The sequence below is a fragment of the Burkholderia sp. HI2761 genome (assembly GCF_002223355.1).
Taxonomy (GTDB): domain Bacteria; phylum Pseudomonadota; class Gammaproteobacteria; order Burkholderiales; family Burkholderiaceae; genus Burkholderia.
Map to the genome: position 1 here is coordinate 65,815 of NZ_NKFN01000004.1, position 26,133 is coordinate 91,947.

The 26,133-nt window shown below is 68.4% G+C and carries 24 protein-coding genes; 19 read left to right on the plus strand and 5 right to left on the minus strand.

Going from position 1 to position 26,133, the window contains the following annotated elements; translation table 11 throughout:
* Window positions 1-72 precede the first annotated feature (72 nt).
* Both CFB46_RS06860 and CFB46_RS06865 read right to left on the minus strand, forming a co-directional pair.
* Window positions 73-624, minus strand: a complete 552-nt coding sequence (locus CFB46_RS06860) for a TlpA family protein disulfide reductase (protein WP_089499595.1) — start codon at window positions 622-624, stop codon at window positions 73-75.
* A 7-nt stretch (window positions 625-631) separates the two neighbouring features.
* Window positions 632-1,276 carry a UDP-N-acetylmuramate--alanine ligase gene (locus CFB46_RS06865; protein WP_027783495.1) on the minus strand — a complete coding sequence of 215 codons (645 nt, stop codon included), beginning with the start codon at window positions 1,274-1,276 and terminating at the stop codon, window positions 632-634.
* A gap of 246 nt (window positions 1,277-1,522) precedes the next feature.
* Between CFB46_RS06865 and mpl the strand changes: the two genes are divergently transcribed.
* The 18 genes from mpl to CFB46_RS06960 all read left to right on the plus strand — a co-directional run bounded on the left by mpl (window position 1,523) and on the right by CFB46_RS06960 (window position 21,431).
* Window positions 1,523-2,908 carry a UDP-N-acetylmuramate:L-alanyl-gamma-D-glutamyl-meso-diaminopimelate ligase gene (gene mpl, locus CFB46_RS06870; protein ID WP_089499596.1) on the plus strand — a complete coding sequence of 462 codons (1,386 nt, stop codon included), beginning with the start codon at window positions 1,523-1,525 and terminating at the stop codon, window positions 2,906-2,908.
* Entirely contained in the window at window positions 2,905-3,474 is a 570-nt protein-coding gene (locus CFB46_RS06875) for a YqiA/YcfP family alpha/beta fold hydrolase (protein WP_089499597.1), read from the plus strand. The genes mpl and CFB46_RS06875 overlap by 4 nt, the downstream gene beginning before the upstream one ends.
* Before the next feature lie 80 nt (window positions 3,475-3,554).
* Window positions 3,555-5,648: an RNB domain-containing ribonuclease gene (locus CFB46_RS06880; RefSeq protein WP_089499598.1), complete on the plus strand. Its 2,094-nt coding sequence runs from the start codon at window positions 3,555-3,557 to the stop codon at window positions 5,646-5,648.
* Window positions 5,645-6,511, plus strand: a complete 867-nt coding sequence (gene aroE / locus CFB46_RS06885; RefSeq protein WP_027783499.1) for a shikimate dehydrogenase — start codon at window positions 5,645-5,647, stop codon at window positions 6,509-6,511. The genes CFB46_RS06880 and aroE overlap by 4 nt, the downstream gene beginning before the upstream one ends.
* Before the next feature lie 14 nt (window positions 6,512-6,525).
* Window positions 6,526-7,263 carry a monofunctional biosynthetic peptidoglycan transglycosylase gene (gene mtgA / locus CFB46_RS06890; RefSeq protein ID WP_089499599.1) on the plus strand — a complete coding sequence of 246 codons (738 nt, stop codon included), beginning with the start codon at window positions 6,526-6,528 and terminating at the stop codon, window positions 7,261-7,263.
* Between the two features lie 426 nt (window positions 7,264-7,689).
* Entirely contained in the window at window positions 7,690-9,300 is a 1,611-nt protein-coding gene (locus tag CFB46_RS06895) for a S10 family peptidase (RefSeq protein ID WP_027783501.1), read from the plus strand.
* Between the two features lie 74 nt (window positions 9,301-9,374).
* A complete protein-coding gene (locus CFB46_RS06900) occupies window positions 9,375-9,767 on the plus strand; it encodes an EF-hand domain-containing protein (RefSeq protein ID WP_089499600.1) in 393 nt (130 codons plus the stop codon).
* Window positions 9,768-10,117: 350 nt separating this feature from the next.
* Window positions 10,118-11,017, plus strand: coding sequence for an IclR family transcriptional regulator (locus CFB46_RS06910; RefSeq protein WP_027783503.1), 900 nt, complete (start codon window positions 10,118-10,120; stop codon window positions 11,015-11,017).
* Complete coding sequence (locus CFB46_RS06915) at window positions 11,014-12,039, plus strand: 2-dehydro-3-deoxygalactonokinase (protein WP_089499601.1); 1,026 nt, start codon at window positions 11,014-11,016, stop codon at window positions 12,037-12,039. Before CFB46_RS06910 ends, CFB46_RS06915 begins: the two co-directional genes overlap by 4 nt.
* A 22-nt stretch (window positions 12,040-12,061) precedes the next feature.
* Entirely contained in the window at window positions 12,062-12,739 is a 678-nt protein-coding gene (locus tag CFB46_RS06920) for a 2-dehydro-3-deoxy-6-phosphogalactonate aldolase (protein WP_027783505.1), read from the plus strand.
* Window positions 12,739-13,518 (plus strand): SDR family oxidoreductase, encoded by a 780-nt coding sequence (locus CFB46_RS06925; protein WP_059791982.1) that lies wholly within the window; start codon window positions 12,739-12,741, stop codon window positions 13,516-13,518. The genes CFB46_RS06920 and CFB46_RS06925 overlap by 1 nt, the downstream gene beginning before the upstream one ends.
* 111 nt (window positions 13,519-13,629) lie before the next feature.
* Window positions 13,630-14,625 (plus strand): arabinose ABC transporter substrate-binding protein, encoded by a 996-nt coding sequence (locus tag CFB46_RS06930; RefSeq protein WP_027783507.1) that lies wholly within the window; start codon window positions 13,630-13,632, stop codon window positions 14,623-14,625.
* A 67-nt stretch (window positions 14,626-14,692) separates the two neighbouring features.
* Complete coding sequence (gene araG / locus CFB46_RS06935; protein WP_089499602.1) at window positions 14,693-16,204, plus strand: L-arabinose ABC transporter ATP-binding protein AraG; 1,512 nt, start codon at window positions 14,693-14,695, stop codon at window positions 16,202-16,204.
* 69 nt (window positions 16,205-16,273) lie between these two features.
* Entirely contained in the window at window positions 16,274-17,290 is a 1,017-nt protein-coding gene (gene araH / locus CFB46_RS06940) for an L-arabinose ABC transporter permease AraH (RefSeq protein WP_089499603.1), read from the plus strand.
* A gap of 28 nt (window positions 17,291-17,318) precedes the next feature.
* On the plus strand, window positions 17,319-18,125 hold the full coding sequence (locus CFB46_RS06945) for an SDR family NAD(P)-dependent oxidoreductase (protein WP_089499604.1): 807 nt from the start codon (window positions 17,319-17,321) through the stop codon (window positions 18,123-18,125).
* 49 nt (window positions 18,126-18,174) lie between these two features.
* Window positions 18,175-19,236, plus strand: coding sequence for an aldose 1-epimerase (locus tag CFB46_RS06950; RefSeq protein ID WP_027783511.1), 1,062 nt, complete (start codon window positions 18,175-18,177; stop codon window positions 19,234-19,236).
* 39 nt (window positions 19,237-19,275) lie between these two features.
* Entirely contained in the window at window positions 19,276-20,118 is an 843-nt protein-coding gene (gene pyrF, locus CFB46_RS06955; protein ID WP_027783512.1) for an orotidine-5'-phosphate decarboxylase, read from the plus strand.
* A gap of 254 nt (window positions 20,119-20,372) precedes the next feature.
* Window positions 20,373-21,431, plus strand: a complete 1,059-nt coding sequence (locus tag CFB46_RS06960; RefSeq protein WP_027783513.1) for a hypothetical protein — start codon at window positions 20,373-20,375, stop codon at window positions 21,429-21,431.
* A gap of 33 nt (window positions 21,432-21,464) precedes the next feature.
* On the opposite strand, the gene CFB46_RS06965 is transcribed toward CFB46_RS06960, so the two are convergent.
* From CFB46_RS06965 to thiL, 3 genes are read right to left on the minus strand one after another with little or no spacing between them, the layout of a single operon-like run.
* Window positions 21,465-21,965, minus strand: a complete 501-nt coding sequence (locus tag CFB46_RS06965; RefSeq protein WP_027783514.1) for a CinA family protein — start codon at window positions 21,963-21,965, stop codon at window positions 21,465-21,467.
* Window positions 21,966-22,005: 40 nt separating this feature from the next.
* Entirely contained in the window at window positions 22,006-22,551 is a 546-nt protein-coding gene (locus tag CFB46_RS06970; protein WP_089499605.1) for a phosphatidylglycerophosphatase A family protein, read from the minus strand.
* Complete coding sequence (gene thiL, locus CFB46_RS06975) at window positions 22,541-23,539, minus strand: thiamine-phosphate kinase (RefSeq protein WP_089499606.1); 999 nt, start codon at window positions 23,537-23,539, stop codon at window positions 22,541-22,543. Before thiL ends, CFB46_RS06970 begins: the two co-directional genes overlap by 11 nt.
* Window positions 23,540-23,673: 134 nt before the next feature.
* Here thiL and CFB46_RS06985 point away from each other — a divergent pair, with 134 nt between their 5' ends.
* Window positions 23,674-26,016: an NADP-dependent malic enzyme gene (locus CFB46_RS06985; RefSeq protein WP_027783517.1), complete on the plus strand. Its 2,343-nt coding sequence runs from the start codon at window positions 23,674-23,676 to the stop codon at window positions 26,014-26,016.
* Window positions 26,017-26,133: the final 117 nt, after the last annotated feature.

Here is a 26,133-nt window from a genome sequence, read left to right on the forward strand (position 1 = left end):
GGCGAATTCACGCGAAATCGCGGCGATCGACGGACAAATTGCTGCGAACGTGCGGGCCGGTGTTCGGGCAGCTTACAGCGCGTCGAGTGTCTTTTTCAGCTCGGCCGGCTGGATTTGTCCCAATTTTGTCTCGCGAATCTTGCCGGTTTCGTCGATGACGACCGTAAACGGCAGCGCGCCGGCGGTATTTCCAAAATTACGGGCCAGATCCGCGCCCGCATAACCGCTGACGAAAACCGGATAGTCGACCTTCACTTTCTGCAGGAAGTTCTTCACGTTCTGCTCGGAATCGACGCCGATCCCGATGAAACGGATGCCTTTCTGCTTGTATTGATGCGACAGCGCGACGAGCTCGGGCATCTCCTCGACGCACGGGCCGCACCACGACGCCCAGAAATTGACGACGACCTTCTGGCCCTTGAAGGCGGCCAGCGTGGCTGGCTTGCCGTCGACGCCAGTGAGCGATGACGCCCATAGCTGGTCGACCGGGTTGCCGTGGGCGGACGGCGCGGCGACGGCGACGCCGTCGCCGTCCGTGCCGCGGAACCAGTGGCCGGCGGCGACCCCGCCGGCGACGGCGGCGGCCGCGACCACCGCGAGCGCCAACATGCGTTTCATCATCATCGTTGAATCATTTGGGTTCGGAAGGGGCCTGGCTTGCGTCGACGAGCGCGCGCAGCGCGGCGGCGTCCGCGCGGGCGACGCGACCGCGCGCGTCGGCCTTCACCGCGCCTCGCAGGTCGTCGCTCGCATAGAGCGCGAGATGAATGCCTATGGCGTCCACGTCGCGCCGCGGGCGCCACAGGAAACTGAGCGTCTCGACGTCGCCGCGGCCCGCGAAATGCCGCGTCTCCGACACGTCGTACTGGACGTTCTGGTTCAGCAGGTAGATCGCGACGTCCTTCGGGTTGTCGGTGAATGCCTGCAAATGGATATCCGAATGCGCGTTCGCGGTGCCGTTCAGCACGGCGCCCGTCACATAAGGATGGAACTCGGCGAGCCGGCGCATCCAGTCGAGCGCGATCTCGCGCAGGCGGCGCAGTTCGTCCGGCTGCGTGTCGCTCTGGAACAGCGCGAGGTACTCGCGCAGTTCTTCCTCGATCTGGTCGTTATCCGGCAGCCATTCGCCGGCAACGCGCGAATCGCCCAGCAACTGGCGCGCCGCCTTGCGCTTCGCGCCGGCATAGTCCTGACCATCCTCCGCGATCAGACGGGCGGCGGACTGGGCGATTTCCTCGCGGACGCGCCGCGGGTCGACAAGAGGTTTGCGAGACATGATCCGGCCATCATACTCGATCGTCGCGGCGCCCGAGCACGGGTGCGGCGGCCTGCCGCCCGAGGGTGCCGGCGCCGTTCGCGCGCATCGTGCGGGCCGCCGGGCATCGCAGGCCGTCAGTTACAATACTGTCCTTTGTGTCGCGGCCAGGTCGTTGGCCGGGCGCCGGCCGCACGGCCTCGCCGGTGCGCCGCACACGCATCCTTTCCGAATCGACGGCGCCCGGCGGCGCGAAAGCATTCATCTATGCACATCCACATTCTTGGCATCTGCGGCACCTTCATGGGCGGTCTCGCCGTACTCGCACGCGAGGCGGGCCACACGGTGACGGGTTGCGACGCGGGCGTCTATCCGCCGATGAGCACGCAGCTCGAGGCGCAGGGCATCACGCTGACCGAGGGCTACGGCGCCGAGCAGATCGACCTGAATCCGGACCTGTTCGTGATCGGCAACGTCGTCACGCGCGGCAATCCGTTGATGGAGGCGATCCTCGATCGCGGCCTGCCGTACGTGTCCGGCCCGCAGTGGCTGGGCGAGCACGTACTCGCCGGCAAATGGGTGCTCGCGGTCGCGGGCACGCACGGCAAGACGACCACGTCGTCGATGCTCGCATGGCTGCTGGAAGACGCGGGGCTGAACCCGGGCTTCCTGATCGGCGGCGTGCCGCTGAACTTCGGCGTGTCCGCGCGGCTCACCGATTCGAGCTTCTTCGTGATCGAGGCCGACGAGTACGACACGGCATTCTTCGACAAGCGCTCGAAGTTCGTGCACTACCGGCCGCGCACCGCGGTGCTGAACAACCTCGAATTCGATCACGCCGATATCTTCCCCGATCTCGCCGCGATCGAAACGCAATTCCATCATCTCGTGCGCACCGTCCCCGGCGTCGGGCGGATCGTCACGAACGGTCGCTCGGACGCGCTCGAGCGCGTGCTGGCGCGCGGCTGCTGGAGCGAGGTCGAGCGCTTCGGCGTCGACGGCGGCTGGCAGGCGCTGCCGGCGGAGGACGGGGTGCCGGTCGACGAACGCTTCGCGGTGTATTCGCACGCCGAGCGCGTCGGCGAAGTCGCGTGGCAGGTGCAGGGCGACCACAACCGGATGAACGCGCTCGCGGCGATCGCCGCCGCGCGCCACGTCGGCGTGCCGCCCGCGCAGGCCGCGGAGTCGCTCGCATCGTTCCGCAACGTGAAGCGCCGCATGGAAGTGCGCGGCAGCGTGGACGGCGTGACCGTCTATGACGATTTCGCACACCATCCGACCGCGATCGACACCACGATCGCCGGCCTTCGTGCGCGCATCGGCCGCGAGAATGCCCGCATCCTCGCCGTACTCGAGCCGCGTTCGAACACGATGAAGCTCGGCGTGATGAAGTCGCAATTGCCGGCAAGTCTCGCCGATGCCGATCTCGTGTTCGGCTACGGCGCGCCCGCCGGGCGCGACGCGCTCGGCTGGAATCTCGCCGAAGCGCTCGCGCCGCTGGGCGACCGCGCGCGCGCATTCGACGATCTGCATCTGCTGGTGAAGGCGGTGGTCGAGGCCGCGCGTCCGGGCGACCACGTGCTCGTGATGAGCAACGGCGGCTTCGGCGGCGTGCACCAGAAGCTGCTCGACGCGCTCGGGAGCCGCACGTGATCCTGTATCTGCACGGCTTCCGGTCGTCGCCGGAATCGCAGAAGTCGCGGCTGCTCGCCGCGCGCATGGCCGAACTCGGCCGCACCGGCGAGTGGCGGTGCCCGTCGCTGTCGGTGTCGCCGCTCGAGGCGATCGCCGTCGCGGAGTCGGAGGTCGCGGGCGCCCGCGAGGTCACCGTGATCGGCAGCTCGCTCGGCGGTTATTACGCGACGTGGCTCGCCGAAAAGCATGGCTGGAAGGCCGTGCTGCTGAATCCGGCGATCGTGCCGCAGCGCGATCTCGAGCAGCATCTGGGCGAACAGCCGCTGTGGCACGGCGGCGGCACGATCGTCGTCGAGCGCCGTCACCTGCACGAGCTCGACGCGCTGCGCGTGCCGGCGATCACGCGCGCCGACCGCTACTATCTGTTCGCGGCGACCGGCGACGAAGTGCTCGACTATCGCGAGATGCTCGCCCATTACCCGGGCGCGAAAACCCGCGTGATCGACGGCAGCGATCACGGAATCAGCGAATTTGCCGACTATGTCGACGACGTTCTCGCGTTTTGCGACGGAAAGACGTCATAAACCGGCCACGTGCCGATCGAATTCCCATCATCATGCGGCGCCGCCGATGCGGCGCCCGGCAGTCTGAACGAGAGTACTGAGTGAACGTTTTCTTCGAGGAATCGGGCAGTTTCAAGGCGGGCAGCGTGCTGTCGCGCCAGGGCGACGCATTTCAGGTCGAGTTGCCCGGCGGGCGGCGCGCGAAGGTACGCGCGAAAGACGTGCTGATCGAATTCGACAAGCCGGCCGCCGGCGATCTGATGCACGAGGCCGATACGGCCGCGCAGCAGATCGATCTGGACTTCCTGTGGGAATGCGCGCCGGCCGACGAGTTCGCGTACACGGCGCTCGCCGCCGAATACTTCGGCGCGACGTATGGCCCGGTCGAGCGCGCGGCGCTCGTGTTGCGGCTGCACGGCTCGCCCGTCTATTTCCGCCGCAAGGGGCGCGGCCAGTACCAGCGCGCGCCGGAAGAGCAGCTCAAGATGGCGCTCGCGTCGCTCGAGCGCAAGCGCCAGCAGGCGCTCGTGCAGGCGCAGTATGAAGAGGAACTGAAGGCCGGCAAGTTGCCGGAAGCGTTCGCGGGCAAGGTGCTCGGGCTGCTGACGCGCCCGGACAAGAATTCGATCGAGTACAAGGCGATGGAAGCGGCGGCCGGCGCGCGCGGCGTGTCGCCGGCGCGGCTGATGCTCGACTGCGGCGGCATCGAGTCGCCGCGCGCGCTGCACGAAGCGCGCTTCCTCGCGGAATTCTTCCCGCACGGCACGGGCTTCCCGCCCGTCACGGTCGGCCCGCTGCCGGACGACCTGCCGCGCGCGAACGTCGAGGCGTTCTCGATCGACGACATCACGACCACCGAAATCGACGACGCATTTTCGGTCGAGCACCTGTCCGACGGCCGGGTGCGGATCGGGGTGCACATCGCGGCGCCGGCGCTCGGCATCGTGCGCGGCGACGCGGTCGATGCGATCGCGCGCGCGCGCCTGTCGACCGTCTACATGCCGGGCGACAAGATCACGATGCTGCCGGACGACGTCGTCGACGTGTTCACGCTGAAAGAGGGCGATTACCGCCCGGCGCTGTCGCTGTACATCATCGTCAACCGCGAGACGCAGGACATCGTCGCGAACGAGACGCGCGCCGAGCTCGTGTTCGTGAAGAACAACCTGCGCCACAACACGCTCGACGAGCTCGTCAACGAAGAGACGCTCGCGGCCGGCACCGGCGACTATCCGCACAAGGACGACATCGCCGTGCTGTGGCCGCTCGCGCAGGCGCTGTTCGAGAAGCGCCAGGTCGCGCGCGCGGGCTACGGCCTGAAGCGCGAGGTGCAGCGCAACACCGACTACAACTTCTACGTCGAAGGCGAGCACGTGACGATCACGCCGCGCCGCCGCGGCTCGCCGCTCGACCTGATCGTGTCGGAGCTCGCGATTCTCGCGAACTCGACCTGGGGCGCGTTCCTGCACGACCACACGGTGCCGGGCATCTACCGTTCGCAGCGCGGCTTCGGCGCGCCGGGGCCGAAGCGCACGCGGATGCAGACGACGGCCGCGCCGCACGAAGGCCTCGGCGTCGCGCAGTACGCGTGGAGCACGTCGCCGCTGCGCCGCTACGTCGACCTCGTGAACCAGTGGCAACTGCTCGCGTGCGTGCAGCACGGCGTCACCGCGAAGCTCGCCGCGCCGTTCAAGCCGAAGGACGCGGACCTGTACGCGGTCGTGCAGGGCTTCGACGATACGTATACGGCCTACGCCGACTACCAGCGCCGGATGGAGTACTTCTGGTGCCTGCGCTGGCTCAAGCAGGAACAGAAGAAGCAGGTCGTCGCGAGCGTCGTGAAGGGTGATCTCGTGCGCCTCGAGGACATTCCGCTGCTGCTGCACGTGCCGGGGCTCGGCGTGCATGCGCGCGGCACGCGCGTGCTGCTCGACGTGATGTCGCTCGACGAGCTGACGATCGAGGCGTCGGTGCGCCTGCTCAACGTGCTCGACGCGCCGACCGTGACGAGCGGCGACGCGGCCGACGAAGAGGACGACGCCGAAGGCGGCGACGATACGCTGGTCGACGCGCAAGACGCGTCGGCGCAGGCCGAGGCCGAAGCGCTGGCCGAATCGGGCGACGCGGCGGACGCGGCGGCAGAAGGCGGCGAAGCCGCGAGCGGCAACGACGGCGAAGAGGGGCGCGCATCATGAACGCAGTTGCGTCGACGAGCGGCGCCGACCGCTATGTCGTGTTCGGCAACCCGGTGGCGCACAGCAAGTCGCCGTTCATCCACGCGCAATTCGCCGCGCAGACCGGCGAGCCGATCGAGTACACGCACCGGCTCGCGCCGGTCGACGGTTTCGAGGCCGCCGTGCGCGCGTTCGTCGCCGAAGGCGGTCGCGGCGCGAACGTGACGGTGCCGTTCAAGCTCGATGCGCATGCGCTCGCCGATACGCTGTCGCCGCGCGCGGCGGCGGCAGGCGCGGTGAACACGTTGCGTATCGACGCCGACGGCCGCCTCCACGGCGACAACACCGACGGCGTCGGCCTCGTGCGCGACATCGAAGCGAATCTCGGCGTGTCGCTGGCGGGCGCGCGCATCCTGCTGCTCGGCGCGGGCGGCGCCGCGCGCGGCGTCGTGCTGCCGCTGCTCGACCGCGCGCCGCTGTCGATCACGATCGTGAACCGCACCGCGAGCAAGGCCGAAGCGCTCGTCGGCCAGTTCATGCAGGCCGCGCACGATGCGGGCTGCACGTTCGCGGGGGGCGGCCCCGGCGTCGTGCGGGCCGAACCGTACGACGTGGTGATCAATGCGACGGCCGGCAGCCTCGACGCCGCGCTGCCGGAATGCGACGCTGCCGCATTCGGCGCCGGCACGCTCGCGTACGACATGATGTACGGCGCGCAGCCGACCGTGTTCATGCAGCACGCGGCGTCGCTCGGCGCGCGCACGGCCGACGGGCTCGGGATGCTGGTCGAGCAGGCGGCCGAATCGTTCTTCATCTGGCGCGGCGTGCGGCCGGACGGTGCGCCGGTGCTGGCCGCGCTGCGCCAGGCGCTCGCGGCGAGCTGAACGGAGCGCGGCACGTGGTGGCGGTGAGCGGCACGCAGCGCACGCGGACGACGAGCCTCGCTCGCTGGATCGTCTACGCGGGATCGGTATTCGCGGGCGCATGGCTCGCGACGCAACTGTTCTATCTCGGGCAGATCGCGCTGTGGTCGTTCGTGAACCCGGGCTCGACCGCGTTCATGCGCACCGACGCGTGGTGGCTGTCGCGCGACACGCCGCCCGCGCAGATCCGGCACCAGTGGGTGCCGTACGACCAGATCTCGCGCAACCTGAAGCGTGCGCTGATCGCCTCCGAAGATTCGACCTTCGCGACCAACAACGGCTACGACGTCGACGCGATCCTTCAGGCGTGGGAGAAGAACAAGGCGCGCGGCAGGATCGTCGCGGGCGGCTCGACGATCACGCAGCAGCTCGCGCGCAACCTGTTCCTGTCGCGCGAGAAGAGCTACATCCGCAAGGGGCAGGAGCTGATCATCACGTGGATGCTCGAAACGGTGCTCGACAAGGAGCGCATCTTCGAGATCTACCTGAATTCGGTCGAATGGGGGCGCGGCGTGTACGGCGCCGAAGCGGCCGCACGCTATTACTACAAGATTCCGGCGAGCCGGCTCGGCGCGTGGCAGTCGGCGCGTCTCGCGGTGATGCTGCCGAAGCCGCGCTGGTTCGATGCGCATCGCGGCTCGGCCTACCAGGCGCAGCGTGCGGCAGTCATCGCGCGCCGGATGGGCGCGGCCGAGCTCCCGCAATCCGAGTAAGCGGCGCGCCCGCGCCGCTGCATTGTCCGTTGCGCCGTCGACGCGCGATTGACGCGCTGCAGCGGATTCGTGTCGCCGCCATTTCGGGCCACATCCTTTAGACGAATCCGTCTATTTCGCTTTGCTGAGCAATGCCGGCGACCGCGCGATTTTGTTGGTGGGCAGCGCGTGAAATCCGTGCTTTTTTAGTCCGCACGGCTAAACGCGAAAGCCGATGAAAGCGACGTGAAATGCAACGTTTCGCGAATCGAAGCATTCCTGAAAGGTGTGCGCTGCACCGCCGGCGCGCCAAATATTTCCAAATTTTTCAAAGCTGACGGGCTCGCGTATATTGGCCAGCGCCTCGGCTTATCGGCCGCAATCGAGGCGGGGGGTGGCTTATCCGGCTGCTCGACACGAAAAACATCCGAGAGAAGGAACGCAACGATGCCAGCGAGCAAAGCGAAGCTGTTGTTGGGGGTGGTGTGTTCTTCGCTGATTCTGACGGCCTGCAACGACGACGTGACGTCGTCCGCCGCTGCGAGCGCCGCCGATTCAGCCGATCCCGCCGGTCAGGTCGACCGTGCGTACAACGATCCCAACAGTTATTCGTCGAGCGCGACCGCGTCGCTCGACGCGTCCGCCGCGGTCGAAAAAGCCGCCGTCACGCACCACCAGATCACGCTGAACGGCAAGACGATCCGGTACACGGCCACCGCCGGCCACCTCGTCGCACGCAATCCGCAGACGGGCGCGCCCGAAGCATCGTTCTTCTATGTCGCGTACACGGCCGACAACCAGCCCGCGGCGAAGCGGCCCGTCACGTTCCTGTACAACGGCGGTCCGGGCTCGGCCTCGGTGTGGCTGCACCTCGGCTCGTTCGGCCCGCGCCGGATCCAGACCGGCGACCCGAACGCGAACACGTCGACGTTCCCGTTCGTCGACAACCAGGAAACGCTGCTCGACACGACCGACCTCGTGTTCGTCGATGCGATCGGCACCGGCTTCTCGGAAGCGGTCGCGCCGAACACGAACCAGACGTTCTGGGGCGTCGACCAGGACGCCGGCGCGTTCCGCGATTTCGTGACGCGCTACCTGAGCGTGAACCAGCGCAACGATTCGCCGAAATACCTGTTCGGCGAATCGTACGGCACGCCGCGCACCGACGTGCTCGCGAACCTGCTCGAGACGGCTGGCGTGAAGCTCGACGGCATCGTGCTGCAATCGTCGATCCTGAACTACAACACGAACTGCGACATGGCGAGCGACTATGTCGGCAACTCGAACAACGGCGCGAGCCCGGTGAGCTGCGCCGGCTTCGTGCCGTCGTACGGCACGGTCGGCGCGTATTACCAGCTCGACAACCCCAATCCGTCGAACCTGCCGCAGTATGCGGACCAGATGCGCCTGCTGACGGCCGGCAGCTACGCGCCCGCCGTGAACGCGTATCTGGCGAGCCATACGCCGCCGCCGCCGAATCTCGTCACGACGATGGCGAATTCGACCGGCGTGAAGCAGGCGCTGTGGAATGCCGACTTCAACGTGGTCCCGACCTTCTTCGACAACAGCTTCCAGCTGTCGCTGGTCCCGGGCACGCTGATCGGCCGCTACGACGCACGCGTGAACGTGCCCGTGTCGAGCCCGCTCGCGGCCGACGGCGATCCGTCCAGCTCGTTTATCACGAAGCCGTTCACCGACACGATCGGCAGCTACCTGCCGAACGAACTGAAGTACACCGCGCAGTCGGCCTACTCGGTGAGCAGCAACGCGATCAACACGTGGGACTGGACGCACGACGGCCTGGCGATGCCCGACACGATCCCCGATCTGGCCGCGGCGCTGACGCTGAACCCGGCGTTGAAGGTGCTGTCGCTGAACGGGTATCACGACATCGCGACGCCGTTCTACCAGACCGAACTCGACCTCGCGCGGCTCGGGACACAACCGAACCTGACGATCAAGGACTATCAGGGCGGGCACATGGTCTATCTCGACGATACGTCGCGTCCGCAGGAGAAAGCCGACCTCGTGACCTTCTACGGCGCGGCCGCGCATTGATTGCGCCACGCCGGCGACAGGCGCCCCCGGCGCCGCTCGCCGGCCGTCGATCCCATTCCAGACTGGAGCCTGACATGAAGAATCGTTTCATCGTCGTTGCCGCGGCGCTCGCATGCGTCGGCGCCGCAGCATCCCTTTCCGCGCAGGCGAGCGACGCCGCCGCGCCGGCGCGTGCGCGCCAGGCGCAGCTCGGCGACCCGTACGTGCCGCCGGCCGCGCGCCACGTGACCGCCGGCACGCAAACGACCGGCGCCGCGCTGCACGCGCAGGTGGTGCGCAAGCTCGCGCGGCAGTTCAGTGCGGCCGACACGCAGAACACGGGTTCGATCACCGAGTCGCAGGCGCGCGCGGCCGGCCTCGGCTATGTCGCGAACCACTTCCGGCAGATCGACGCGGGCGGCAGCGGTCGCGTGTCGTTCGCCGACGTCCAGCGCTACATGCAGGCGCGCAGCACGAGCCAGCAGTAAGCGCGGGACGCGTTGAACAAACGGGGGCGGAACCTGCGACACGGCGGGTTCCGCCCCCGTGCGCATGGCGCAGCCGTCGCGTCGAGCCTGCGGGCGATTTCGCCGTCATTCTCATTATCTGGACAACGCATTCAAATATTGGAGACGAGTGCGTGCGCTCCTACAATCCGAAGCACATCGACAGCTTCGGACCCACGCATCGCGCGGCGCCCGTCGCACACGGAGACACCTTCCATGAAGTTTGCCGGGCGCTTTACTCGGTGCATCGACCGCCGCCACGCCGCAGCACCGGACGCAGTTCCGGCGCTGCGCGAGCGGCTTCACCGATTCCGTTGAAGAAGCCCCGCCCCATGACCAAGATGCCAGATTCCCTTGCCCTCGACGCCCGGCGCGCGATGCCGGTCAATGCGTCGCTGACCGACAGCATCGGCGCGACCAGCACGCCGCTCGACCTCGCCGCGCAGCAGGCCGGCACGCAGACGCTGCTGCGCGGCCTCGCGATTCTCGAAGCGATCGCCAACGGCGCGCGCGACATGCGCGCGATCGGCGCCGCGCTCGGCACGACGCGCAGCACGACGCACCGGCTCGTCAGCAGCCTCGTCCAGGCGCGCTATCTGCGCCAGGTGCAGGGCGGCTACCTGCTCGGCCCGAAGCTGATCGAGCTCGGCACGATCGCGCTCGAGCAGATGCCGCTCACCGCGGTGGCGCGTCCGCATCTCGAGGCGCTCGCGGAAGCGACGCTCGACACGATCCATCTCGGCGTGCGCGACGGCGACGACGTGTTGTACATCGACAAGATTCCCGGCACGCGCGGCCTCGAGATGCGCTCGCGCGTCGGCCACCGGATGCCGCTCGCGTCGACCGGCATCGGCAAGGCGATGATGCTCGACCTCGATCCCGACCTGTGGCGCTCGCTGTTCGAAGCCGCGCGGCGCGCGCTGGCCGGCGTCAATTTCAAGCCCGACAACCGGCCCGAGACGAGCGCGTTCCTGCAGCGCATGGCCCATTACGCGGCCGGCGGCTATACGTTCGATCTCGAGGAAAACGAGGCGTCGATCCGCTGCGTGGCCGCGCCGATCCGCGACGCGTCGGGCGCGGTCGTCGCGGCGGTGTCGGTGGCGAGCACGATTCCGTACATGCCGCACGACCGCATGGACGAACTGATTCCGCTCGTGCAGCGCGAAGCGCGAGCCATTTCCGCGGAACTGGGCTGGAGCCCGCCGCAGGGTACCCGCAGGATCAAACGATGACGACTTCGACCCGGCTCGTTCCGGATGCCAGTTCCGCTTCCCCGTCGCTGATCGCGCTCGACTGGGGCACCACGTCGCTGCGCGCGTATTTGTACGACGCGCACGGCGTGCCGATCGACACGCGCAGCCGGGCGGCCGGCGTGATGCACGTACCGGGCGGCGGCGCGCGTGCGTTCGACGCGGTGTTCGAGGAAGCGTGCGGCGACTGGCTCGACCGTGCGCCCGGCCTGCCGGTGCTCGCCGCCGGAATGGTCGGCAGCGCGCAGGGCTGGCGCGAGGCGCCGTACGTCGCGGTGCCGGCCGGGGCCGACGCGCTCGTCGCGGGCCTCATCACGGTGACGACGTCGCGCGGCGCGACCGTTTCGATCGTGCCGGGCGTGATCGCGACGGGCGAATTGCCCGACGTGATGCGCGGCGAAGAAACGCAGATCGTCGGCGCACTCGCGAGCGATCCGACGCTTGGCGCCGATCGTTCAGGGGTACTGATCGGCTTGCCGGGCACGCATGCGAAATGGGCGTGGGTGAAGGACGGGCTGATCGAGCGCTTCCAGACCTTCATGACCGGCGAGCTGTTCGCGGTGCTGCGCGATCACACGATCCTCGGCCGCACGATGCGAACGGGTGCGTCGCCCGACCGCGCCGCGTTCGTCCGCGGCGTAGCGGTCGCACGCGGCGCGCAGCACACGGGGCTGCTCGCGACGATTTTCAGCACGCGCACGCTGGGGCTGACCGACCGGCTCGCACCCGACGCGCAGGGCGACTACCTGTCCGGCCTGCTGATCGGCCACGAACTCAATGCGCTCGACGCGATGCTCGCGGAGCGCGGCATCGCGCTCGCGGACCAGCCGCTGCTGCTGATCGGCGACGGCGGCTTGTGTTCGCGCTACGTCGATGCGCTCCAGGTATTCGGCCATGCGCATGCGCGTGTCGCCGCGCATGCGACCGAGCTTGGCCTGTGGCGGATCGCGTCGCGCGCCGGGCTCGTGCGCGCGGACGGCGAGCCCGTCTGCGCCGACCACTGAACTGCTTGCAGAGGAATCCTCGATGCCGACCGACCTGACATTGCCCGCGCCGTACACGCCCCACGCCGCACTGATGCGCGCGTTCGATGCGTGTCCGCTGATCGCGATCATGCGCGGCATCGCGCCCGCCGAAGCGGCCGATCACGGCCGCGCGCTCTACGAAGCCGGCTTCCGGATCGTCGAGGTGCCGCTCAACTCGCCGGACCCGTTCGACAGCATCGCGGCGTTGCGGCGCGCGTTGCCCGACGACGCGATCGTCGGCGCGGGCACCGTGCTGCGCGCCGAGTACGTCGATCGCGTGCAGGACGCGGGCGGCGCGCTGATCGTGATGCCGCACAGCGACGCGGCCGTGATCCGCCGCGCACGCGAGCGCGGGCTGGCGAGCGCGCCGGGCGTCGCGACGCCGACCGAAGCGTTCGCGGCGCTGACGAACGGCGCCGACGTGCTGAAGATGTTCCCGGCCGAGCAACTCGGCGTGACGGTCGTGAAGGCATGGCGCGCGGTGATCGACCGCGCGGTGCCGCTGATTCCGGTCGGCGGGATCGCGCCGGACAACATGCGGCCGTTCCTCGACGCCGGCGCGAACGGCTTCGGGCTGGGTTCGGCGCTGTACCGCCCCGGCCAGTCGGCCGACACGACCGCGGCGAATGCGCGCGCGTTCCAGGCCGGCTTGCGCGTCGCGCGCGGCGGAGCCGCATGATGGGCCGCCTCGCGGGCAAGGTCGCGATGGTGACGGGCGCGGGCCGCGGCATCGGCGCCGCGATCGCGCGCGCGTTCGTGCGCGAAGGCGCGGCCGTCGCGCTCGTCGATCTCGACTTCCCGCAGGCGCAGCACACGGCCGCCGCGATTGCACACGAATGCGACGGCGCGCGCGTGCTGCCGCTGCAGGCGGATGTCGCGCGGCAGCAGGCGGTGCGCGATGCGCTCGCGCAGACCGAAGCGGCGTTCGGCCCGCTCGACGTGCTCGTGAACAACGCGGGCATCAACGTGTTCGCCGATCCGCTGACGATGACCGACGACGACTGGCGGCGCTGCTTCGCGGTCGATCTCGACGGCGTGTGGCATGGCTGCCGCGCCGCGCTGGAGGGCATGGTCGAGCGCGGGCGCGGCAGCATCGTGAACATCGCGTCGACGCATGCATTCAGGATCATCCCGGGCTGCTTTCCGTACCCGGTCGCGAAGCACGGCGTGCTCGGCCTCACGCGTGCGCTCGGCATCGAATACGCGGCGCGCAACGTGCGCGTGAACGCGATCGCGCCGGGCTACATCGAGACGCAGCTCACGCGCGACTGGTGGGACGCGCAGCCCGATCCGGCCGCCGCGCGCGCCGAGACGCTCGCGCTGCAGCCGATGAAGCGGATCGGCCGCCCCGAGGAGGTCGCGATGACGGCCGTGTTCCTGGCGTCCGACGAGGCGCCGTTCATCAATGCCGCGTGCATCACCGTCGATGGCGGGCGCGCGGCGCTGTATCACGACTGACACGATTGACGTAGCGATTCGAAAGACCGCACGTGCGACGGCCGCGCGCACGCTGCGTCGAAACCAACAAGCGGCTGCATCCTGTTCGATGAAAACAAGGAGACTCTGGAGATGAAACGCAGAACGTTCGTAACGCTGGCCGCTGCGGCCGCGGTGGTGATGGGCAGCCCGGTCGCGCACGCGGCCGACCCGGTCAAGATCGGCTTCCTGGTGAAGCAGCCTGAGGAACCGTGGTTCCAGGACGAATGGAAATTCGCCGAGATCGCCGCGAAGCAGAAGGGCTTCACGCTCGTGAAGATCGGTGCGCCGTCCGGCGAGAAGGTGATGAGCGCGATCGACAACCTGTCCGCACAGAAGGCGCAGGGCTTCATCATCTGCACGCCCGACGTGAAGCTCGGGCCGGGCATCGTCGCGAAGGCGAAGTCGCACAACCTGAAGATGATGACGGTCGACGACCGCCTCGTCGACGGCGCGGGCAAGCCGATCGAGGCGGTGCCGCACATGGGGATCTCCGCGTACAACATCGGCAAGCAGGTCGGCGACGGCATCGCGGCCGAGATCAAGAAGCGCGGCTGGGACATGAAGGACGTCGGCGCGATCGACATCACCTACGAGCAGTTGCCGACCGCGCACGACCGCACGAGCGGCGCGACCGACGCGCTGGTCGCCGCCGGCTTCCCGAAGGCGAACGTGATCGCGGCGCCGCAGGCGAAGACCGATACGGAAAACGCGTTCAACGCGGCGAACATCGCGCTCACGAAGAACCCGCAGTTCAAGCACTGGGTCGCCTACGGCCTGAACGACGAGGCCGTGCTCGGCGCGGTGCGCGCGGCCGAAGGGCGCGGCTTCAAGGCCGACAACATGATCGGCATCGGCATCGGCGGTTCCGATTCGGCGCTCAACGAGTTCAAGAAGCCGCAGCCGACGGGCTTCTACGGGACCGTGATCATCAGCCCGAAGCGCCACGGCGAGGAAACCTCGGACCTGATGTACACGTGGATCACGCAGGGCAAGGCGCCGCCGCCGCTGACGCTGACGACGGGCATGCTCGCCACGCGCGACAACGTGGCGAAGGTGCGCGAGGAGATGGGGCTCGCGTCGAAGTAAGCGGCCCGCCGGCTGCCGCGGCGACGCGGCGGCCGGCGGTCGATCGATCTGGAAGTGGGGAGACGACGTGTCAGCGGCACTGCGTTTTGACAATATCGGCAAGGTATTTCCCGGCGTGCGCGCACTCGACGGCATTTCGTTCGACGTGCATGCGGGCGAGGTGCATGGCCTGATGGGCGAGAACGGCGCGGGCAAGTCGACGCTGTTGAAGATTCTCGGCGGCGAATACCAGCCCGATGCGGGCAGCGTGCTGGTCGACGGCCAGCCCGTGCAGTTCGCGAGTGCGGCCGCGTCGATCGCGGCCGGCATCGCGGTGATTCACCAGGAATTGCAGTACGTGCCCGATCTGACGGTCGCGGAAAACCTGTTGCTCGGCCGCCTGCCGAACGCGTTCGGCTGGGTGAGAAAGCGCGAGGCGAAGCGTTACGTGCGCGAGCGGCTCGCCGAGATGGGCGTCGATCTCGATCCGGACGCGCGGCTCGGGCGGCTGTCGATCGCGCAGCGGCAGATGGTCGAGATCTGCAAGGCGCTGATGCGCAACGCGCGCGTGATCGCGCTCGACGAACCGACGAGCTCGCTGTCGCATCGCGAGACCGAGGTGCTGTTCAAACTGGTCGACGATCTGCGTGCGCAAGGCCGCGCGCTGATCTACATCTCGCACCGGATGGACGAGATCTACCGGCTGTGCGATGCGTGCACGATCTTTCGCGACGGGCGCAAGATCGCGTCGCACCAATCGCTGGCCGACGTGCCGCGCGAGCGGCTCGTCGCCGAGATGGTCGGGCGCGAGATTTCGGACATCTACCATTACGCGCCGCGTGCGCTCGGCGACGTGCGGTTTTCCGCCGACGGCGTCGAAGGCCCGGCATTGCGCGAACGCGCGAGCTTCTCGGTGCGCGCGGGCGAGATCGTCGGCTTCTTCGGGCTCGTCGGCGCGGGTCGCAGCGAGCTGATGCGGCTCGTGTACGGCGCGGACCGCCGGCGCGCGGGCGTGCTGACGCTCGACGGTGCGCGCATCGACGTGAAGCGCACCGGCGACGCGATTCGTCACGGCATCGTGCTGTGCCCCGAGGATCGCAAGGAAGAAGGGATCATCGCGATCGCGTCGGTCGCCGAGAACATCAACATCAGCTGCCGCCGTCATTCGCTGCGCGCGGGGCTCTTCATCAACGGCAAGACCGAAAGCGAAACGGCCGACCGCTTCATCCAGCGGCTGAAGATCAAGACGCCGAACCGGCGCCAGAAGATCCGCTTCCTGTCGGGCGGCAACCAGCAGAAGGCGATCCTGTCGCGCTGGCTCGCGGAGCCCGACCTGAAGGTCGTGATCCTCGACGAACCGACGCGCGGGATCGACGTCGGCGCGAAGCACGAGATCTACGACGTGATCTACCGGCTCGCGGAGCGCGGCTGCGCGATCGTGATGGTGTCGTCGGAACTGCCGGAAGTGCTCGGCGTGTCCGACCGCATCGTCGTGATGCGCGAAGGCCGGATCGCCGGCGAACTGCCGCGCGCCGAGGCGAACGAGCACGCGGTGCTGAATCTCGCGCTGCCGCAGACGAGCGCGGTCGAGGCGGCCTGACGCGACATACGACATTCGAATCGAACACGCGCGGCGCGGGTCGCGCGATGCAGGAGCAGGAGATACACCATGCAAGTCAACGAAAACCTTGGCAGCGCCGCCGTGAAGCCGTCGGCCGACGCGCTGGTTCCACAGCAGAGCGACCGCCAGAAGTGGTGGCAGCATCTGACCGAATACAGCCTGATCGCGATCTTCGCGGTGATGTTCATCACGATGTCGCTGACCGTCGATCACTTCTTCTCGATCGACAACATGCTCGGCCTGGCGCTGTCGATCTCGCAGATCGGCATGGTCGCGTGCACGATGATGTTCTGTCTCGCGTCGCGCGACTTCGACCTGTCGATCGGCTCGACCGTCGCGTTCTCCGGCGTGCTGTGCGCGATGGTGCTGAACGCGACCGACAACACGTTCGTCGCGATCATCGCGGCGGTCGCGGCCGGCGCCGCGATCGGCTTCGTGAACGGCGCGGTGATCGCGTACCTGCGCATCAACGCGCTGATCACGACGCTCGCGACGATGGAGATCGTGCGCGGGCTCGGCTTCATCGTGTCGAAAGGGCAGGCGGTCGGCGTGTCGTCGGACACGTTCATCGCGCTCGGCGGGCTGTCGATGTTCGGCGTGTCGCTGCCGATCTGGGTCACGCTGGTGTGCTTCATCGGGTTCGGCGTGCTGCTGAACCAGACCGTCTACGGCCGCAACACGCTGGCGATCGGCGGCAATCCGGAAGCGTCGCGGCTCGCGGGGATCAACGTCGAACGCACGCGCGTATACATCTTCCTGATCCAGGGCGCGGTGACGGCGCTCGCGGGCGTGATTCTCGCGTCGCGCATCACGTCGGGCCAGCCGAACGCCGCGCAGGGTTTCGAGCTGAACGTGATCTCCGCGTGCGTGCTGGGCGGCGTGTCGCTGATGGGCGGTCGCGCGACGATCTCGGGCGTCGTGATCGGCGTGCTGATCATGGGCACCGTCGAGAACGTGATGAACCTGCTGAACATCGACGCGTTCTACCAGTACCTCGTGCGCGGCGCGATCCTGCTCGCGGCCGTGCTGCTCGACCAGCTCAAGAACCGCGGCGTACGCGACTGACCGACCTGTTTACACGGAGACGATCCGCATGACCATCGACACTTCCGCGCCCGATCCGCACGCCGCGAGCGACGCGCGCTTCGCGCGCTACCCGAGCCTCGAGGATCGCGCGGTGCTGATCACGGGCGGCGCGACCGGCATCGGCGCGTCGTTCGTCGAGCACTTCGTCGAACAGGGCGCACGCGTCGCGTTCGTCGATCTCGACGCGGCGGCCGGCGCCGCACTCGCGGAGCGCCTCGCGCATGCGCGGCATGCGCCGCTGTTCCTGTCGTGCGACCTGACCGACGTCGAGGCGCTGCGCCGGGCGATCGACGCGATCCGCGCACGCATCGGCGCGATCGCGGTGCTCGTGAACAACGCGGCGAACGACACGCGCCATGCGATCGGCGACGTGACGCCCGCGTCGTTCGACGCGGGCATCGCGGTGAACCTGCGTCACCAGTTCTTCGCCGCGCAGGCGGTGATCGACGACATGAAGCGGCAGGGCGGCGGCGCGATCATCAATCTCGGCTCGATCAGCTGGATGCTGAAGAACGGCGGCTATCCCGTCTACGTGATGGCGAAGGCGGCCGTGCAGGGCCTGACGCGCGGGCTCGCGCGCGATCTCGGCCCGTTCGGCATCCGCGTGAATTCGCTGGTGCCCGGCTGGGTGCTGACCGACAAGCAGCGCCGGCTGTGGCTCGACGACGCGGGCCGCGCGGCGATCAAGGCCGGCCAGTGCATCGATGCCGAACTGCTGCCGGCCGATCTTGCACGGATGGCGCTGTTTCTCGCGGCCGACGACAGCCGGATGATCACCGCGCAGGACGTGATCGTCGACGGCGGCTGGGCCTGACCGTTCGCACGACCTGCATCGTTTCTTCGACGAAGGAAAGGAGCTCACCATGACCGCCACGTCCTCGCGCGCATCGTCGTCCACCAGCCAGTCGCGCCGCGCGCGCCTGGCCGCCGCCGCCCAGCCGGTCAGCCCCGGCCCGCAGACGGCCGCATTCGCGCAGGGCGTCGGCGCCGCGCATGCGGCGGCCGTCACGCTGTCGAACGCGTCGCTGCGGCTCGACGTGCTGCCGCACCTCGGCGGCGGCATCGCGCGCTTCGACTGGCGCGGCGACAACGGCGTGCTGATGCCGGTGTTCCGCCGCTGCGAGCACCCGGAGACGGCGACGGACCCGAACGAGCTCGCGTGCTATCCGCTGCTGCCGTACTCGAACCGGATCGGCGACGGGCGCTTCGAATGCGACGGGCGCAAGGTCGCGGTGCCGCGCAACCGCCGCGACGAGCCGCTGCCGATCCACGGCGACGGCTGGCTCGCGCCGTGGCAGGTGGACGATGCGACCGACACGTCGCTGCAACTGTCGCTCGACCGTGCCGCCGGCGCGCCGTACGCGTTCCGCGCGATCCAGTCGTTCGAGCTCGACGACGCGACGCTGTCGATCGCGCTGACGATCGAGAACGCGGGGCGCGCGCGGCTGCCGTTCGGGCTCGGCGTGCATCCGTTCCTCGTGCGCGATGCGGTGACCGAGCTGGCCGCGGCGGCGGGCGGCCTGTGGCTGTCGGGCGCCGATTTCCTGCCGGTGCGGCACGTCAGCGTGCCGCCGGCCTGGCAGTTCGGCGTCGCGTATCCGCTGCCGGCCACGCTCGTCAATCACGCGTTCACCGGCTGGGGCGGCCACGCGACGGTGAGCTGGCCGCGCCGCCGGCTGTCGCTGACCGTCGCGGCCGACGCCGACGCGTACGTGCTCTATACGCCGCCGGGCGAGGATTTCTTCTGCTTCGAGCCGGTCGATCATCCGATCAACGCGATGAACCTGCCGGGCGGCGCGACCGCGCACGGGATGACGCTGCTCGCGCCCGGCGAGCGGCTCACGCGGCGTTTCGCGTTCACCGTCGAGCGCGCCGATGCGCGCGGCAACGCCGCGGCACGCGAGGGCCGCCCGCGACGCGGGTAAAATACGCGGTCTACCAACGGTTTGCCGCGAGTACCCGCCATGTCTTCCCCGCTTACTTTCATTGAATCGCTGCGCGCCGCGTGGCTGCGCACGAATTCGCTGCTGTGCGTCGGCCTCGATCCCGAGCCGTCGCGCTTTCCCGTGCAGTTCGACGGCCAGCCCGACGCGATCTTCGAGTTCTGCCGGCAGATCGTCGACGCGACCGCGCAGTATGCGAGCGCGTTCAAGCCGCAGATCGCGTACTTCGCCGCGCATCGCGCGGAAGACCAGCTCGAGCGCCTGATCGCGCACATCCATCTGCAGCATCCGGGCCTGCCCGTGATCCTCGACGCGAAGCGCGGCGACATCGGCAGCACCGCCGAGCAGTACGCGCGCGAAGCGTTCGAGCGCTATCGCGCGGACGCCGTCACGGTGAACCCGTACATGGGCTACGACTCGGTCGAGCCGTACTTCGAGCATGAAGGCAAGGGCGTGATCGTGCTGTGCCGCACGTCGAATCCGGGCGGTTCGGACCTGCAGTTCCTCGAAACGAACGGGGCCGGGCAGCCGGGCCGGCCGCTGTACCAGGTCGTCGCCGATCTCGCGGCGAACAAGTGGAATGCGAGGAACGGCCAGCTCGGCCTCGTGGTCGGCGCGACGTTCCCGAAGGAAATCGAGGTCGTGCGCGGGATCGTCGGCGACATGCCGCTGCTGATCCCCGGCATCGGCGCGCAGGGCGGCGACGTGCAGGCGACCGTCAACGCGGGCCGCACGGCCGGCGGCACCGGGATGATGATCAACTCGTCGCGCGCGATCCTGTACGCGAGCAAGGGCGAGGATTTCGCCGAAGCCGCGGCGCTCGCCGCGCAGAAGACGCGCGACACGATCAACGCGCATCGCTGATCGACTCGCACGACACCGTCTCGCACCACGCTGTCTCTCACCACACCGCCCAGCCGGCACGCTGGGCGGTGGGTGCCGGCCCCGCGCTCGCGGGCTCGCGCCGCATCCTCCCGTCCCCTTCGCTTTCCTCGATCCTCCCTGGCGCGCGCCGACAACTTCCCGTCGCTTCCGCATTGCATGTCGGCAATTTATTCGCGCGATCCTGCCTCTTGTCATCGATCCGTCACGAAAATGTCAAGAAAAGGAGCGACGCCATGCCCAAGCTGTCCCGCCGTCTTCTGAGCGCGTTCGCCGCGTCGCTGTGCGTGACGTTCGCCCATGCGGCGGATCTCTCGCACTGGCCGGCCGATAGCGCGAAGGCGCTGAACGCGATGATCGCCGCGCATGCGAACCGCGGCGACTACGCGGTGTTCGACGCCGACAACACGACCTACCGCTACGACCTCGAGGAATCGCTGCTGCCGTATCTCGAGAACCGCGGCGTGCTGACGCGCGATTCGCTCGACCCTTCGCTGAAGCTGATCCCGTTCAAGGATTCCGCCGACTACAAGGAATCGCTGACGAGCTACTACTACCGGCTGTGCGAGATCGACGATCTGGTCTGCTATCCGTGGATCGCGCAGGCGTTCGCCGGGCAGTCGCTCGCCGACCTGAAGCGCCACGTCGACGCGATGCTCGCCGACGGCAAGCCGATCCCGATCCGCTACTGGCAGGGCGACAAGGTGGTCGACGGCACGGTGAACCCGCCGCGCTTCTTCCGCGGGATGCAGGAGCTGTACAACGCGCTGCGCGAGAACGGCATCGATGTCTACGTGATGACGGCCGCACACGAGGAGCTCGCGCGGCTCGTGCTGTCCGACCCGAAGTACGGCTACAACGTGAAGCCGCAGAACGTGATCGGCGTGACGACGCTGCTGCGCAACCCGGCGACCGGCGCGCTGACGACGTCGCGGCTGCAGATCAAGGCCGGCAAGTACGACGAGGCCGCGAACCGCAACCTCGTGATCACGCCGTTCCTGATGAACCCGATGACGTGGTACGAAGGCAAGCTCGGTTCGATCGTCGGCTGGATCGACCAGTGGAAGAAGCCGGTGCTCGTCGCGGGCGACACGCCGACGTCCGACGGCTACATGCTGCTGAACGCGACCGACGTCGCGCGCGGCGGCGTGCGCGTGTGGGTCAACAAGAAGGACAAGCAGATGGCGCAGATCCGCGCGTGGTCGGACGAATCGGCCGCGAAGCAGAAGTCGCTCGGCCTGCCGGTGACGGCGGACAAGAACTGGATCGTCGTGAAGCCCGACGCGATTCAGTAAGCGCGCGGCGGGCGCGGCACGCCGCCGGCCCGCTCAGCGTTCGCGCTCGTCGAGCAGCTTCAGCAGCCCGCGCAGCGCATGCGCGGCCGCCTGCGTGCGGATCTGTTCGCGATCGCCCTTGAACACGAGCGTTTCGACGTCGGTATGCAGCCGGTTGCTCCAGCCGAACGACACGGTGCCGACCGGCTTCTTCTCGCTGCCGCCGGCCGGCCCCGCGATGCCGGTGACGGACAGCGCGACCTGCGCGCGGCTGTTGCGCAGCGCGCCTTCGGCCATCGCCCGCGCGACGGGCTCGCTGACCGCGCCGTGCTTGTCGATCAGGTCGGCCGGCACGCCGATCATCTCGATCTTGGCCTGGTTCGAGTACGTGACGAAGCCGCGCTCGAACCACTGGCTGCTGCCGGAGATGTCGGTGATCGCCGCGGCGATCATGCCGCCGGTGCAGGATTCGGCGGTGGCGAGCGTGAGGTGCTCGTCACGCAGCTTGTTGCCTGCGCGGATCGCAAGCTGATGAACGACGGAATCGGTTGGCATGCGCGTCGGGAAACAGTCGGGGAAACGGTCGGGAAATCGGTCAGCCGGCGACGGAGCGCCACAGGGCGATCACGAGCAGCGTCATGAACGCGGCGACGAGGTCGTCGACCATGATGCCGAGCCCGCCTTTCAGGCGGCGCTCGAAGTAGCGGATCGGCGGCGGCTTGAGCATGTCGAAGAAGCGGAACGCGACGAACGCCCACAGCTGGCCGACGAAGGTCGCGGGCGTGACGAACAGCATCACGAGCCAGATCGCGACGATCTCGTCCCAGACGACGGCGCCCGGATCGGCCATCCCGGCCTTCTTCGCGGTGAAACCGGTGACCCACGTGCCCGCCACGAAGCCGACGGCGATCAGCGCCCACCATTCGGGCACCGTCAGGTAGCGGTTGAGCACGACGAACGCGAGCCAGCCGAACAGCGAGCCGAAGGTGCCGGGCATGATCGGCGCGAGCCCGCTGCCGAAGCCGAGCGACACGATATGCGCCGGATGCGACAGCATGAAGCGGGCCGTCACGCGTGTCGGCGCGGGCTGCGCGGCGCCGGGCTCGGCCGCGGCGCGCGCGGGCGTCGGATCAGTCTGCATGGAAGTGGTCGAAGCCGTGCAACGTGAGAGCGAGGGGCGCGCCGGCGGCGTCGCGCCACGCGATGGCGGGTTGCGCCGACGGCGCGGACAACGCGCGTATTGTACCGATTCGCGTGACCGGCACGCCGGCCGTGGCGCCCGCTGCGGCGACCGCCGCGCGCGCCGCAACCGGCGCCGTGAAGCAGAGTTCGTAGTCGTCGCCGCCGGCCAGCGTGCAGCGGCGCTGCACGTCGGCCGGCAGCGTCGCGAGCGCGGCCGAGCGCGGCACCGCATCGGCGTCGATCTCGGCGCGCACGTTCGAGCGCGTCAGGATGTGCTGGAGGTCGCCGGCGAGGCCGTCCGAAAGATCGAGCGCCGCGTGCGCGACGCCCGCGAGCGCCAGGCCGAGCGCGACGCGCGGTTCGGGCCGCTCGAGCGCGCGCCGGAACGCGGCGGCTTCATCCGCGCCGGCCGTCCATTCGCCGCGGGCGACGCCGAGGCCCGCGCGCGCATCGCCGAGCGTGCCGGATACCCACACGTCGTCGCCGTCGCGCGCGGCATCGCGCCGCAGCGCCGCGTCGGGTGCGACTTCGCCGAACACGGTCACGCACAGGTTCAGCGGCCCGCTCGTCGTGTCGCCGCCGATCAGCTCGCAGCCGTATCGCTCGGCCAGCGCGAAGAGACCGTCGCTGAACGCCTCGAGCCACGCCGCGTCGGCACGCGGCAGCGCGCACGCGAGCGTGAAGGCGCGCGGCTCGGCGCCCATCGCCGCGAGGTCCGACAGGTTGACCGCGAGCGTCTTGTGGCCGAGCGCGTCGGGCGCGACATCGGGGAAGAAGTGGCGGCCTTCCACCAGCATGTCCGTCGAAATGGCCAGCAATTTCCCGGATCGGGGCGCAATGAGTGCGCAATCGTCGCCGATGCCGAGCGTCGACGCGCGGGCACCCTGCGCGGCGCGGCGCGTGAAGAAGCGTTCGATCAGCGAAAACTCGGAGAGGGCGGCTGGCACGGCGGGCGATCCGAAACGGTTGAAGGAACGGCATTGTACGAGGCGAGCGGCGGCGCGCCTGCACCATCCAGTACATTTTGGTCGCGGCTGTCGCACCCGAATCGCCGGTCTGGCGGCCGATGATTGGCGCTACAATGCCGTCGAACAGTTATTCTAATCCGCACGTCACGAGACACATGTCCACCCAAGCCTCCTCCAAAGCCAAGCTCCGCGAAGCCGCGCTCGACTATCACGAATTTCCGACCCCCGGCAAAATCGCGATCGCCCCGACCAAGCAGATGATCAACCAGCGCGACCTCGCGCTCGCGTATTCGCCGGGTGTCGCGTACGCGTGCGAGGAGATCGTCGAGAACCCGCTGAACGCGGCGCGTTTCACCGCCCGCAGCAACCTCGTCGGTGTCGTGACGAACGGCACGGCGGTGCTCGGTCTCGGCAACATCGGCCCGCTCGCGTCGAAGCCGGTGATGGAAGGCAAGGCGGTGCTGTTCAAGAAGTTCGCGGGTATCGACGTGTTCGACATCGAGCTGAACGAATCGGACCCGCACAAGCTCGTCGACGTGATCGCCGCGCTGGAGCCGACCTTCGGCGGGATCAACCTCGAAGACATCAAGGCGCCCGACTGCTTCATCGTCGAGCGCGAAGCGCGCAAGCGGATGAAGATTCCGGTGTTCCACGACGACCAGCACGGCACCGCGATCGTCGTGGCCGCGGCGGTCACGAACGGCCTGAAGGTCGTCAACAAGGACATCAAGAAGGTCAAGCTCGTCGCGTCCGGCGCGGGCGCGGCCGCGCTCGCGTGTCTCGACCTGCTGGTCGACATCGGCCTGCCGCTCGAGAACATCACGGTGACCGACCTGGCCGGCGTGGTCTACAAGGGCCGCACCGAGCTGATGGATCCGGACAAGGAGCGTTTCGCGCGCGAAACCGACGCCCGCACGCTGGCCGAGGTGATCGACGGCGCGGACATCTTCCTCGGCCTGTCGGCCGCGGGCGTGCTGAAGCAGGAGATGGTGAAGGGCATGGCCGAGCGCCCGCTGATCCTCGCGCTCGCGAACCCGACGCCGGAAATCCTGCCGGAAGCGGCGCTCGAAGTCCGCCCCGACGCGATTCTCGCGACCGGCCGCACCGACTATCCGAATCAGGTCAACAACGTCCTGTGCTTCCCGTTCATCTTCCGCGGCGCGCTCGACGTCGGCGCGACGACGATCACGCGCGAAATGGAGATCGCGGCCGTCAATGCGATCGCCGAACTCGCGCAGCACGAGCAGAGCGACATCGTCGCGACCGCGTACGGCATCCAGGACCTGTCGTTCGGGCCCGAATACCTGATTCCGAAGCCGTTCGATCCGCGCCTGATCGTGAAGATCGCACCGGCCGTCGCGCAGGCCGCGATGGACGGCGGCGTCGCGACGCGCCCGATCGAGGACATGGAGGCGTATCGCGTCCATCTGCAGCAGTTCGTGTATCACAGCGGCACGACGATGAAGCCGATCTTCCAGATCGCGCGCGCCGCGCCGGAAGCGAAGAAGCGCGTCGTGTTCGCGGAAGGTGAAGAAGAGCGCGTGTTGCGCGCCGTTCAGATCATCGTCGACGAAAAACTCGCGAAGCCGATCCTGATCGGCCGCCCGTCGGTGATCGAGCACCGGATCCAGCGCTACGGCCTGCGCCTCACGCCCGGCACCGATTTCACGGTCGTCAACACCGAGCACGACGAGCGCTACCGCGACTTCTGGCAGACGTACCACAAGATGATGGCGCGCAAGGGTATCAGCGAGCAGCTCGCGCGCGTCGAAATGCGCCGGCGCACGACGCTGATCGGCTCGATGCTGGTAAAGAAGGGCGAGGCGGACGGGATGATCTGCGGCACGATCAGCACCACGCATCGCCACCTGCACTTCATCGACCAGGTGATCGGCAAGCGCCCGGGTTGCAGCGTGTACGCGGCGATGAACGGCCTCGTGCTGCCGGGGCGCCAGATTTTCCTCGTCGATACGCACGTGAACGTCGATCCGACCCCGGAGGAACTGGCCGAGATCACGATCATGGCCGCGGAAGAAGTGCGCCGCTTCGGCATCGAGCCGAAGGTCGCGCTGCTGTCGCACTCGAATTTCGGCACGAGCAATGCCCCTTCGGCGAAGAAGATGCGCGATACGCTCGCGATCCTGCAGGAAACCGCGCCGGAACTGAAGGTCGACGGCGAGATGCACGGCGACGTCGCGCTCGACGCGGCGCTGCGCAAGGAAATCCTGCCGGAATCGACGCTGGAAGGCGACGCGAACCTGCTGGTCCTCCCGAACATCGACGCCGCGAACATTGCGTACAACCTGCTGAAGACGGCCGCCGGCAACAACATCGCGATCGGGCCGATCCTGTTGGGCGCCGCGGAGCCGGTGCACGTGCTGACCGAATCGGCGACCGTTCGTCGCATCGTCAACATGGCGGCGCTGCTGGTCGCCGACGTCAACGCCGCCCGCTGAGCCGGAACGAACGCGCGGCGCCGGTCGAACCGGTGCCGCACGTCGGGCGAAATTGTAAACAAAAGCAAAAAGAGGCGTGCCCGCAATGGGCACGCCGCGGGCAGGGCGCAAACGCGC